Origin of the sequence: Paenibacillus sp. Soil522, assembly GCF_001428245.1 — a bacterium.
Lineage (GTDB): Bacteria > Bacillota > Bacilli > Paenibacillales > Paenibacillaceae > Pristimantibacillus.
The window spans coordinates 1-12,425 of record NZ_LMRV01000051.1 but is presented as its reverse complement, the minus strand read 5'-3'; the positions used below and the strand labels follow the sequence as shown (position 1 = coordinate 12,425).

Sequence of the window (12,425 nt, the reverse complement as noted above, 5' to 3'; positions counted from 1 at the left end):
ACACCTCATTGTAATGAATTTATATACAATGTTTAGACGAAATAGGTAACAAAATGTTTCCATTCTCACACAAAMAATAGACAAACACTGTTATGTTAAACTACCCGTTAGCATGGAACAGGCAGCCGATCATTTGGCCGGCTGCCGCGGTGTCTTTCTTTATTAAGCTATCGTACCCGTTAGCGGAATGGTTATTAATTTGTGCTGAATCAAACTGTTTTTTCAAAGCTCCAGCCGGTATAGGTCCCATATTTTTTACCGTACATACTCATGAGATGCGTTTGATAATCAATAAGCGCTAAGGCTTGCGTTTTGGTAGCTATAAACGTAACCTGATCATCCGTTATAGAAATCCGCCGAATCGCGAACGACGTGAGCGCGATTTCTCTTGCAAACTTATCGGCGTTTACGGACGGAATCTCGAAATGATGCGATATGTGACAGGTATTAACTCGCCTAAGATTGATTCCGGAATCAGTAACTTTTTTGTCGTTAAGTGCCCATCGGAACTTTCGTTCTTCGTCCGTTTCAATGATACCGGCGAGTCCTTCGCCGAAAAGGCTGTCAATTTCGTATCGGTTAAAATCCAGGATCCATTTTCGGTGTAAATGGTAGAGAGGCAAAAGAGTGCCATTGTCGGAACTGAAAACATCACAGCCCCGATCGTCATACATGTGAAACAAAATGCCTTTTGTTTTGTTATACAGGTAAATCCGACCGCCGGAGGTCGGTTTACGCTAACTGAAAACATCACAGCCCCGATCGTCATACATGTGAAACAAAATGCCTTTTGTTTTGTTATACAGGTAAATCCGACCGCCGGAGGTCGGTTTACGTATGAAGTCGGCATTTTCAATGGATTCAAGTACATACGGCATTCGGATTTCTTTCGCTTTAACTTCAACGGTCCATTCTTTAGTGTAAAGTTCGTCATCTGATTCATCAAACTCATATGGCAAAGTGCACGATCGCGTTTGCTTTAATCACGTTATAAAAAAGCGCTTTAATCGTATTTTATCGACTCGCTTTTCATTCGTACCATAGCTGGTTCGATGAATAAAAATCACATCGTCTTCAGGATCGAAAATTGAACGATAAATGGATCGCGCGCGACGAAGACTTTCGCACCGATATACCTCATCCTTCAAATTTTCAAGTCCTAGTTCAAAACGAATGTAAGGACCATGCGCCTTCATATGCGCCTTCATTTCTTTTACAATATTCACTGCAAATATCCCTTCGTTTTAAAGCTTTATTTCACCAAGTCGTACTGGGCAGCCGCCTTCTTGTCTCGATTGAGCTATCGTACCCGTTAGTTTAATGAACTAACTTTTGGAAGAAAGCTATTTAATATTATGTTTTTCTTCTAACCTTTCTTTGAATTTTTTCCGTTCCTGTGAATTGTGCAGCAATTTCCTTGTGTTTTTACTTGAGGTTAGATAATTTTTTATTTCATGGTTTTCTAATATCACTTTTTCAAGTGTCGCTTTATTCATAAGCATTTCCTGAAACCAATATTTTTGTTTTAGTAATCCTAAATTATGCTTGAACTTCTCTCCATCTGAGAACCAGAACCGAATACGGAGTCCAATTTCCTTGATGATACCCGCAATAGCCGCAACTTCTTGACGAAAAAACATCGCAATATCACTTCCTGAATAAAATTAACACTCAAAAATTAATATGCCCAAAGGGTATTGATGACAATTCGTTAGCGATAACTGCCCGTCCTTCGATGAACAAAGGAAGCAGCTGCCGCGGCGTTCTGCTCCCTTTGTTCGTTGAAGTATCGTACCCGTCCCTCCATGCATCTCTTATGCTGCACCACAGAGCGTGAAAGTTAATCCGTTCTTTCATTGTAGTTGAATGAATTTCTGAATTAATCACTGAAATTTTTAAACAGAGACTCCAACTCTTTAACATCATAAAAGTCTCCATTGCTGATAAATTTTTCAACCTCTACTGTACCATCTTCCAAAAATTCTATCTCCCACCGTTGACCAGGAACAGCTACCTCAACCATAATAGCTTCATTTCGGATTTTGCTAAGTTTATAAAATATATTATTATCCTCTAATTTGTTAAGAAGTAATTAACTCTCTTAGACCAGCCACATCTTCACCCCACAGTAATTATTGTTACAAATTATGTTATAGATCCTTATGGCATTATCTTGCCCGTTACTTCAACGATCATGAGCAGGTCGCCGCGGCGCCTGCTCATGTCATAAACTCTTCACTATCGTACCCGTTAGTTCAATCAAGAAAGGCAGCACGCACACGAATTGTCTACCATTCGATGATATCCAACCAAATGATACGCAATTCTGCCCCTTAAACATCAAGATGCATGAAAAAGACTCGATAATTTTATGAGTATGTCTGAGCGGCCGATCCTCCTGAGTAGGTTTTTTTATAATTGCTGGCGAACCGCCTAGTGCGGACCCGCATGCTAGGTGGTGTGAGAGGACTGGGGCTAGCCGCTCCTTCCTACTCGATTGCGAATTTGCAATCGCTTACCCTTTGACTTCTGAAATGATGTCTACGACTTTCCCCGAACTCGCGTCGATGAGAACCGTGGTGCCGAGTTTCAGACCTGTCCGATCTCGGAGGACGACCTCCCATACTTGTTTTCCGTCCTTGGTGATGAGTTTTACGCTTTCGATCGATGGATTGGTCGTCGTCTTCAATTCCTGCAAGGCGATTCGAACGGCGTCATCCTGGGACTTCACTTGCAGGCGGTTCATCTCTTCACTGGATGTCGAAGTTTCACTTTTCGCGTCTTTGGCGGAGCAGCCGTTGAGGGCTAGAGCCATCGCAGCCACGAGCAGAAACAGATGTGTTCTTTTCATGTTCAGCGACTCCTTTCACGTGTTGTTTGCTGTTTGTAGTATCAGACACGAAGCTCAAGCTTTTTGTTGCAAATTTCAAATAAGCATTTTTTGCCAAATGAGTAAAAGAAAATGCTGAAAATGGACTAATTTTCATTCATCTTTGGTAATTTTTCTGATCTAACCTGTACCGATTATTGACAAGAACTTGTACCGATTGTTTGTATCGTCGGACAGATGTTCGGCTACACAAACATAGATACTTAAAATGCCGGCTATCACGGCCGGCATTGATTGTACTAACGTACCCGTTAGCTTAATACATCATTTGGGATATCTGACAGGATATAATGTCTTGAATATTGTCTAGTCTCTACAACTTTTGTCTGACCGTTTTTTTCAAAGATAAGACCAGCACCCATTTGTTCTTTAAAGTCCCAGCCATTTTTCTTCATAATATCCTTGACTACATCATACCTAGATTCACCTGTGTTCTCTGATACGAATCTAGTGCTTTTATGTGTTTTGGAATACTGTTCATAACTACTGTTCGCAAATTCAATTTTAGATATTGAATAAAGTATAGGTAAAGGATTTCCCTCTTGTGACAAAGCACTTCCAAATCTAAAGGTAAGAAACCCAGCAAACAAGACAAATAGCAGAATTGCAGTCATTAAGATTTTTTTCATAATCCTCCCCCTCAAGTTATCCTAGCCACCTTTCTTAAAGTGACGTTTTGAAGTGACATTAAGTTGCGTTATTCTGCCCGTTCGTAACGAAGAGCACGCGACAGCTCTTTCGCTGTTCAACTAACATTCCTCGTTAGTTGAATCATCGAGATAGTGCTTATTTCTTTCCTAAAGAAAACCCAGCAAACAATCGACCACCATGCGGCTCAAGCACTTTATCAACTAATTCCGTCACCCTTTTTTTGTCACCAGTTTTGTAGAATTCATTGAATGCTTCTAAAAATTCTTCAGTAAATCGTTCATCATATCGTTTTAATGAACGAACAATCCATTTGGAGGCACCAATCCAATGACCGTTCGTTCTTAATACAAATTCATGTACAGCCTCCGCTAATGTATTGGCAATGAAAATTTCTTCATCACTATCTAGAGATCCAATCAAATCATCTAATGCATCAGTAAGAAAATACCGTTTCATAGTAATGGTATCTTGAGACCATTGTTCCGGACCCTTATCGAGTAATTCATTGGCTTCTCTTTTTATCAAATCAATAATTCCTATATCTTTTAAGATAATACCTTCCGAGACCATTCTAGGCAGAGAAGGTCTTGCTCTTTTGTAGTCAGATTGAAAAAATTCCTTATAAGAAGTTAGGTTATGAACAAAAACTTCGATTGCCCATTCAAATTCGAATAACGATTCTCTATAAGCTGAACTTAAGCTATTATCGAATACAACAATATCCAAATCAGAAGTATTAGTCGCTTCTCCCCTGACTACACTGCCAGCTAATATTGCTCCTTGGCAATTAGGGAAATAGAGAGAGATAAACTGTTTTGCTACTTCTAATGGGTTTAACCTTTGCATGCTTCAACCGCCTCCTTTATTTTAAATAGTATACCAACTGATACTTATTAAACAATTCTGCCAGTTAGCGTTGAAGAGGCAACCAATTCATATCGGCTGCCTCTTTAGGAGTTGCATTACGCTATAGGTCTGACCTTCATAGAACCCCCTCCTACTAACACCAAATTGTAATTATAATTCCACATTTTATTAAGCAGTCCTGCCCGTTTGTTGACAAGACGGCAGCCACTTCACCGGCTGCCGTCTCTTCGTACTTATTGAGCTATCGTACCTGTTAGTTAAGTGAATCAGAGCCAAGCCATTACACATTCTATAAATCTCAATCTCCTTGATAATATGTAAGGACACGTTTAATTGATGGGAATTCTTCAGAGTAAATGCAAATAGATCTAAAAGATGGTCTAACACTATCTGGTACCCAAGCCTCTAAAGGAAGTCTTTTAATAGTAAAAACCAAATTATTTTTGAAAATCCCTTGACCTAGTTCATTACTCCAAACCTCTATCGGCTTTATTGTTTCTCCAAGCGAAATAGCATATACGGAAAAAAGTCCTCCCCACTTAATATTAGGTACTAATTTTCTTCGACTTATAGTTATTGATTCCCCAATTTTCAGTGTGGAATAGAGCTCTCTCCATGCTATATTAAACTCTATTTCATACATTACCCTACCGAGATAATTCTTATGATATTTTTTCCGGTATCTTTTTTTCACCGTTACCTCCGTTAAAATGCTCCATTACTATGCTTATTAGCGCAATAGAAGTTACAAGATTTAAACTGTCAACAGCCTCATTATTGTGATTAAGCTCTCGTACCCGTAATCCGTAATAAAAATTCTTTTATCCTTTAAACAGTTCATGGACAACTAACATATTGCCACTTGGGTCAAAGAATTCAAAGTCCATTCCTTCCCCTCTTTCCTCTCTGACCTCGCCAATACGAACATCATTGTTCCGTAGCTTCTGTAATAACGTTCGTATATCAGTTGCTTCGATACCAATTACTGGTTGTATACCATCTTTCAATTGAAAATGAGCATATGTATCATGTTCCGTTTCCCATAAAAAGAAATGAGGACCAGAGGGAAGCTCAAGAATGACCATTTTATTATCCCCTCGTTTCCATTTGACTTGGAATCCGAGATTTTCCACATACCAATCAATGGACTGAGGGAGTTGTTTTACTGGAATCATGACATGTGATACACGATTAATGATTACTTCTGACATTATATCCTCATCTCCACAAACCATATTTTGGTTACAAATGCTTTTTATTCGATATCCGTTTCGAGCTATCCTACCAATTACTGCAATGAAATAGGAGCAGCTGCCGCGGCGGTCTGCTCCTTGATCTGATTGAACTATCGTATCCGTTACTTCAACAAGATAGGCGAAGATGCTACCTCTTCACGATTTTCTGGAATTGCTTATTACAGTAGAGCGAACGACAAGCGTAACTGCAATGACCACTATAATAAATGCAGTTTCATCTATGTCGTGAACCTGATGAATTAAATTAGCAAAGTACAGTACTTTTCTTTATTGAGCTCTTGTACCCGTTAGCTCAACGAGGTTACCGTTTCATAACGGCAGCCTCAGGCTATATTTACCTGTTGAGTTAACTCTGTTGAAGACAGACAAATAACCTTATCTGGTCAAAATACTTTGCGGGTTCAAAATATTATTATCCAGTTGTTTCCTTTTGTTATAATAAGATATATTGTAAAAATGAGGTGAACCATGACGAAGAAAAAAATACTGATATTTATATTGCTTGCTCTCACAGCGTTAGTTCTGTTGTTGATTGCTTTGAGGTTGATGCCAAAACAGTATAACATGAAAGCCCTATACTGCCGCTGTTTTATTGGACTATCCTGCACGTTACTTCAATGAAAAAGTAGACTGCCGCTGCAATATGCTTCCTTCCACTAACGTTCCCCGTTAGCCATCCATGCATCTCTTAAACTGCACCACAGAGCATGAAAGTTAATCCGTTCTTTCATGGTAGTTTAATGAATGCCTACTTACTCTTTAATTCCCTAAATGCCTCTATAATTAACTTTATACCAATGGTGATAACAGCTATGAGACCGATTGTCTTAACGATAGTTTGAATGAGATTCTCTAATGAACCACCACCAGTAATTTCATAAGAGAATCGCCCTAAAATGAAAATAGCTGGCGTAGGCAAAAGCATAAATACTAATCCAACAACGAAGCCAATCAGTAAATTAACTTTACGTTCCAATGTTATCCCCCCATTCTCGGCATTGAACTATCGTACACGTTAGCTTAACCCTTCGGATACAGATGAGGATAGTTGTTTGCGCAGCCGCTTTTTGTCTACCTTATCCACAGCAGTCCGAGGCAAATGATCTAGAATGAAAAGATGAGTTGGCCATTTGTGTCGTGCGAGACTCGGTTCGCAAAACGCCTGCAGCTGTGCCAAGTCCAGGCTACCTCTGTCCCGAAGAACTACGCAAGCGACGAGCGACTCACCTTCGCCGGAAAGTGGGAGTCCGATGACGACTGCATCATTAACCATTTTATGAGATGAAATCACCTGCTCCACTTCAGCACAGTACACATTGGAACCGCCTACAATAACCATATCCTTCAGGCGATCCAATACATAAAGGTAGCCATCAGCATCTAGGCAACCGACGTCTCCTGTGCGGATCCAGCCATCGAGCATCGCTTCTTTAGTCGCCTCTGGTTGGCGCCAATACCCTATCATAGTCTGCGCACCACGAACAACTATTTCACCGGACTCGTTTACTTCCGCCTCCCGGTCATCCTCTGCGATGATCCGAACTTGAAATGCCTGTTCCCCCTGGAGAGCTAGATCAGCTGGATGACCTACTGATCGAAGACGAATCGGATCGTCTAGATGATGTTTGGGAAATGATCGGCTGATAGACATTCCGCATTCCGCTTGCGAATAGTTGTTGACGATTATTGCGGCTGGGAATTGTCCAACCGCGTCCCGCAAGGTTTTTGGTGGAATGATGGACCCACCGCAACCGATCACTTTCAAGCTTTGCATATCTTTACCGGTTGCGGATACCTCGCGGATAAGGTCGCGAAGCAGTTGGCCGACCGTACTGAGATGCGTAATCCGGTCGCGTTCCACGGCTTCTATTATGCTGTGCACATTTGCCGGATAATCATCCAAAAAGACCAAACAGCCTCCGGCAGCCATGGTCGCCCATAGCTGGAATTGCCCGACAAGATGCGAAATGTTAAGCACCAGTACACGACGTTCAATATCATAACCAAACCCAGCGGAGGGAGTAAACTGATTCCAGGCTGCCATGCCGCGATGCGAATGCATTACCCCCTTGGGTCTGCCCGTTGTTCCGCCTGTATAGATCAGAACGGCTGTTTCATCTGCATTTCGCTTACAACCGTCATCTGGAGATGAATCAAGATCCTTCTGTATTAAAGAACTCAGCATAGGAGAAGTAGAACCTACTTCAGTGGAGAACAGTTTCGGAGGATTCGAGAGAAGTTGTACCGTGGAGTTAGCGGAATCGGCGTGACGAATGTCATGGATGAGGATGTACGGTTCCGCATCCTCAAGAATGGCTGCAATTTCAGGTACAGCTAGCAAAGGGGACACCGCGAGCGGGATGGCACCGATCCCAACCGAGGCATAGAGCGCTACAACAAGTTGGGGATCAGGATCACCAAGAAGAGCAATTCGGTCACCGGGACGGAGACCCTCGGCATACAGGGCATTACTGAGTTGTTCAGCAAGGCGATGAAGTTCCCCATAATTCATAGTCTGGCCGTGACGTAAAAGCGCTGGTGCCGCTGGGTGCAACCTTGTTGCCAATGGCAAGCGTTCAGATAGTAGCATGATGTCGCCTCCAATAGTTCATTTTTCAGGTATGAAAACAAGGAATAAGAAGATTATACCTCAAATATGGAAGTTTTTTAGAATCAGGTTTTCCAATCAAATTCATCAGTTCTCCTGATAAATTCGCTCTTCTACCAAGAAATCGGTTACCGCCTGTGATGTTGAGCTAAACTGCCCCCGTTAGGTCAAAAAGGCCACTGATCTGTACCGGCAGCCTTATAGGGTATTTATTGAGCTCTTGTACCCGTTAGCTTAATAAAATCCTTGGTTCTATCCCAGTTAATAACCGTTTACCATGAGTATTTTGCCTGTCTTTGCATCGATATAGAACCATAGAGAAGAAGAAACTGATGTTTTGTCAACGTTTATCAGATTAATCATCCAAACAGGTTTTGAAGATTCTGAGCCTTTTGATACTTCATGGACTATATAGGTTCTTGAAAGAGATTTATCTATCTCTTCAGCACGGGTTAATGCTATCTGTTTTGCTTCTTCTTCTGAAATTTTTTTGGATGTATTACAAGCAGTAATTAAACTCATGAATAAAGCAATGAGAAAAATTAGTAAAATCTTCTTCATAAATTCATCCCTTATCATCATGACATGCTACTGTTGTTATTAGACGAATTAAACATAAAAAAGTTGCTGACTGCCCATTACCACAACAGGCTGCCGAGCGAATCATCAGCAGCCTACGTTGTGAAGCATTATGGAACTATCGTACCCGTTAGCGCAATGATCAATCCTAGTGGTCAAAACGCAAGTTTCTCTAGCCATACAGAATCAGGTTTCATTATACGTATCTTACTAGCAAGCCATAGCTTCTGCTTATCATTCATGATTGTGACATAATTATTGAAATCCTCATTATCTTTTTCTCTTGGGTTCAAACTTTTAAACAGCAACTGCCATAACGGGTTCACAAAGGGTCTTCCATCACGATCATTTAGGGCAAAATCATTTGTGTGCATGGTTATATTTTTATTTTTTCGGAAAAGAACTTTATCCCCCTCACGTTCAGTAAGTAGAATTTCTATAAAGTCCTTATCCCTGAAAAGATGTAAACAATATCTGGGTAATGATAAGTCACTAAACTGTTCATAGTCAACAAGACGGTTTTTACCTGGTACCGCGACTTTAATTTCCCAATTCTCAAAATAACCAAGTGCTTCTTTAACATCCTCACGATATATACAAATATCGAGATCGTCATGCACTCTTGTTACTCTACCCAAGGCAATATCGACTACCCAACCTCCGGATATAAACCATGGCTTCTGAAAATTCTTCATTACATTCATGAGAAAGTCTAAATCAGAATGAATAACTACTCCCCCTCAAAATACTATTACTAGTTGAATCCCTTCGTCATTATCCTTGATTTTCCTGCTTCATAAGCAGCTAACTATTGATGAAGCCACCACGTAAACTTGCCAGTTAGCGTGGAAAGGCAGCCGATCGTTCTGGCCGGCTGCCTTCGTGTCATAATTGAACTATCGTCCCCGTTAGTTGAATCACATTAAGGCTGATACCAACCCACAAAGACGTTGCCGGTCAGGGTCGATCAGATGCCGGCCGTACGCATCAAGAAACTGATACGTCCACCGCACGTCCCCCAGGTGATTTTTCTGCTCTCGTGRCCATCCGGACTTAACCCGCCAAAAGGACCGCCGCAAGAAACACGAGCTGCATTAATGTTCGGACAAGCAGCTTAGGCGTTGGTTTCCCGCCGATCGTCAATCTTTCCCGAGCTGCCCGCACATTGGCGGGGAACATGACCGCCAGCAGCACCGTCAAGCAGATGGAAGCCGTGTGAGAGGTTGCRGGGAACAGAATGCCGACGGCTCCGGCAATTTCCAGCCACCCGGTGGCCGTCACGATCCAATCCGGATTCGGAAAAGCCGATGGAACCATGCGGATTAAGTCAGGACGTCTTTTTCCCCAGTGAGCGGAAGCGGCAAGCAGCAGCATGACGACTACYGCTCCCTGAAGCGGAGTATGCCAACCTTCGAAATATGGCMAGCCGAATAGGCCGAAAACCCAGAACAGCAGAAACGAAGCAACAAGCGCAAATAAAGGTACCATCTTTATCCCCCCGGTTAGAAACCTTTCGTTATCATAAAATATAAAATAATGATCGGCAGCAATGTAGCGGCGATGCCGAAAATGGCCCAAAAGAGGGACGCTTTACGGTAAGCTTTGGAGATGTTCCCGCTTTCGATGCATTGAGCGCTGTGGCGGATCATTGCGCGCTGCAGCGGAATGAGAACGGCTAACCAGATGATGCCGGTGACGGCAAACAAAATCAGCGAAAGAGAAAGCCAGTTCAGCCCCGACATCGGCATTTCCGCCCTTACGGCCATCGCAATACCCGAGACGATTATGAACACGAGACCCGGGAGTGTAAACACATAATCGGCAAGCATGACGTTTTTTACCGTGCTGTGAATGAGGGCGGGGTTTTTCAGCAAATCCGCCCGAACCTTCCAAAAAGCCGCCGTAATGATATTTCCCAAGAATAACACGACTCCAATCAGATGCAGCGTTAACCACAAGTTCATGGTGCACTCTTCCTTTCTTCTTCTACTTATTGGGGCTTTAAAATAGTAACCATAAACGAAGAAAAATCTTGCGTATTAAAAGATAYCGGAGCAAAATCCACTGCTTGGATAAATGCACAGACCGTTCATAAAACTGCTTAAGTGCTTCCGCRACTGCAGGCTGATCTTCTTTTCCAAGCAAATATATCARGACCTTGTTCGTCACATCCTGCGYATCTTCCAGCGCCGGAAGACTGTCTATGATCTTCTGCATGGGTCTATCAAACGTTTTGCCGCCTTGCTCCACTTCATTCATAAAACGTTCGTTGGTCTCATTAAGCCGCTGCTGYAGCACCCARGCAAAGATTTCGTCCTTGCTCTTCACGTAATGGAAGATAGCTCCCTTTGACAATCCCGATCTATCCATGATGTCCTTCATTGTGACGGAGTGGCATCCTTTTTCCCGTATCAGCTCTTTGGTCGAATCAAGCAGCAGTCCAGTTGTTTGCTGCCTGCGTTCCTCTTGCTTCAATGTAATCCCTCCGTATGCGATTATACTCGTCAATTTATGTCTATAAGCTCATTATAAATACCGACCATCGGTCTGTAAATAGACTGTATCAATTTCTCGCTTATTTCCCATAGTTTTTTTCGGAACTCACCATCGTAGGCTTGGCTGTGAGCGCGTGAAAGTTGGTTTTGATCAAAATGAGATTGCAGCTACCATTGATTTTATTCCACTCTAAATGCGTACTCGAAATATGTTTCCGAACCGTTTAGAAATTTGTTTGGTACTGACGAATGAAAAAAATATTGCAGCTACCATTGATTTTATTCCACTCTAAATGCGTACTCGAAATATGTTTCCGAACCGTTTAGAAATTTGTTTGGTACTGACGAATGAAAAAAAAGGAGCTGCAGTAAAGCAAGCTCCTCCACTATCGTACCCGTTAGCCATCCATGCCGCTCACGCGACACCACAGATTATGGAATTAATTGCGTTCTTCCATGGGAGCGTAATGCGAGGGTAATTATATTTTTTCAACTGGGAAGTATAAATACAATTCACCGGCATTATCTTTAGGGTTGTAAAATTCTTGAATTGCTCCAACGATTTGATAATTGTTTTGGGGTAAATAATCTGCAATCATATGATTAAAAATGTTTACCGGCATTATCTTTAGGGTTGTAAAATTCTTGAATTGCTCCAACGATTTGATAATTGTTTTGGGGTAAATAATCTGCAATCATATGATTAAAAATGTTTTGATAAGAATCTTGAGTACATTTTGTTACAACATATTTGAATGCTGGAATGACCCATTTTGTCCATCCATTTGGGGCAATAGCGTCGTCTGTAACTTCGCATCCTGCTAAATATTTACCTTCTTCTTTCCATCTTTCAAACTTCTCATCAACATCACTCATAGCACCCCAAATGCCAGTAATGTTACCTTCAGCATCCAACTTCGCGAGATTGCTTATCTCAGCAAAGTTACTATTTGCCTCTTGCCATAATGGTGGTATCCACATTGGSCCTTCAACTGCAAGTCCTTCCCCCAATTTACCAATAACTGAAAACTGGGCCTTCAACTGCAAGTCCTTCCCCCAATTTACCAATAACTGAAAAC

Annotated in this window: 14 protein-coding genes and 1 pseudogene; all 15 read right to left on the bottom strand. The window is 41.7% G+C overall.

All coding sequences use genetic code 11. The features are described from left to right. Window positions 1-209: 209 nt before the first annotated feature. A pseudogene (locus tag ASG81_RS34020) lies at window positions 210-1,196 on the bottom strand (DUF3885 domain-containing protein). Between the two features lie 147 nt (window positions 1,197-1,343). After that, the gene (locus ASG81_RS16810; protein ID WP_056636528.1) at window positions 1,344-1,640 is read right to left on the bottom strand and encodes a hypothetical protein; all 297 of its coding nucleotides are present in this window, start codon (window positions 1,638-1,640) and stop codon (window positions 1,344-1,346) included. Window positions 1,641-2,515: 875 nt separating this feature from the next. Next, entirely contained in the window at window positions 2,516-2,851 is a 336-nt protein-coding gene (locus ASG81_RS16800) for a PepSY domain-containing protein (protein ID WP_056636522.1), read from the bottom strand. A gap of 290 nt (window positions 2,852-3,141) precedes the next feature. After that, entirely contained in the window at window positions 3,142-3,519 is a 378-nt protein-coding gene (locus ASG81_RS16795; RefSeq protein WP_056636521.1) for a hypothetical protein, read from the bottom strand. A gap of 157 nt (window positions 3,520-3,676) precedes the next feature. Further along, window positions 3,677-4,387 carry a nucleotidyltransferase domain-containing protein gene (locus tag ASG81_RS16790; RefSeq protein ID WP_056636519.1) on the bottom strand — a complete coding sequence of 237 codons (711 nt, stop codon included), beginning with the start codon at window positions 4,385-4,387 and terminating at the stop codon, window positions 3,677-3,679. Between the two features lie 319 nt (window positions 4,388-4,706). Then, on the bottom strand, window positions 4,707-5,102 hold the full coding sequence (locus ASG81_RS16785) for a hypothetical protein (RefSeq protein ID WP_056636517.1): 396 nt from the start codon (window positions 5,100-5,102) through the stop codon (window positions 4,707-4,709). Between the two features lie 127 nt (window positions 5,103-5,229). Further along, complete coding sequence (locus ASG81_RS16780) at window positions 5,230-5,619, bottom strand: VOC family protein (protein ID WP_056636515.1); 390 nt, start codon at window positions 5,617-5,619, stop codon at window positions 5,230-5,232. Between the two features lie 793 nt (window positions 5,620-6,412). Further along, window positions 6,413-6,640 (bottom strand): hypothetical protein, encoded by a 228-nt coding sequence (locus tag ASG81_RS16775; RefSeq protein WP_056636513.1) that lies wholly within the window; start codon window positions 6,638-6,640, stop codon window positions 6,413-6,415. A gap of 39 nt (window positions 6,641-6,679) precedes the next feature. Continuing rightward, a complete protein-coding gene (locus ASG81_RS16770) occupies window positions 6,680-8,254 on the bottom strand; it encodes a class I adenylate-forming enzyme family protein (protein ID WP_056636511.1) in 1,575 nt (524 codons plus the stop codon). Between the two features lie 279 nt (window positions 8,255-8,533). Next, complete coding sequence (locus ASG81_RS16765) at window positions 8,534-8,833, bottom strand: PepSY domain-containing protein (protein WP_056636509.1); 300 nt, start codon at window positions 8,831-8,833, stop codon at window positions 8,534-8,536. 173 nt (window positions 8,834-9,006) lie between these two features. Further along, window positions 9,007-9,555 carry a nucleotidyltransferase domain-containing protein gene (locus tag ASG81_RS16760; RefSeq protein WP_056636507.1) on the bottom strand — a complete coding sequence of 183 codons (549 nt, stop codon included), beginning with the start codon at window positions 9,553-9,555 and terminating at the stop codon, window positions 9,007-9,009. Between the two features lie 349 nt (window positions 9,556-9,904). After that, window positions 9,905-10,339, bottom strand: a complete 435-nt coding sequence (locus ASG81_RS16755; RefSeq protein WP_056636505.1) for a DoxX family protein — start codon at window positions 10,337-10,339, stop codon at window positions 9,905-9,907. Between the two features lie 14 nt (window positions 10,340-10,353). Further along, window positions 10,354-10,815, bottom strand: coding sequence for a DUF2269 family protein (locus ASG81_RS16750; protein ID WP_056636503.1), 462 nt, complete (start codon window positions 10,813-10,815; stop codon window positions 10,354-10,356). A gap of 37 nt (window positions 10,816-10,852) precedes the next feature. Continuing rightward, window positions 10,853-11,326: a TetR/AcrR family transcriptional regulator gene (locus tag ASG81_RS16745; RefSeq protein ID WP_081417392.1), complete on the bottom strand. Its 474-nt coding sequence runs from the start codon at window positions 11,324-11,326 to the stop codon at window positions 10,853-10,855. 623 nt (window positions 11,327-11,949) lie between these two features. After that, window positions 11,950-12,425 (bottom strand): GyrI-like domain-containing protein (locus tag ASG81_RS16740; protein WP_327205174.1); only part of this gene is annotated, 476 nt, incomplete at its 5' end.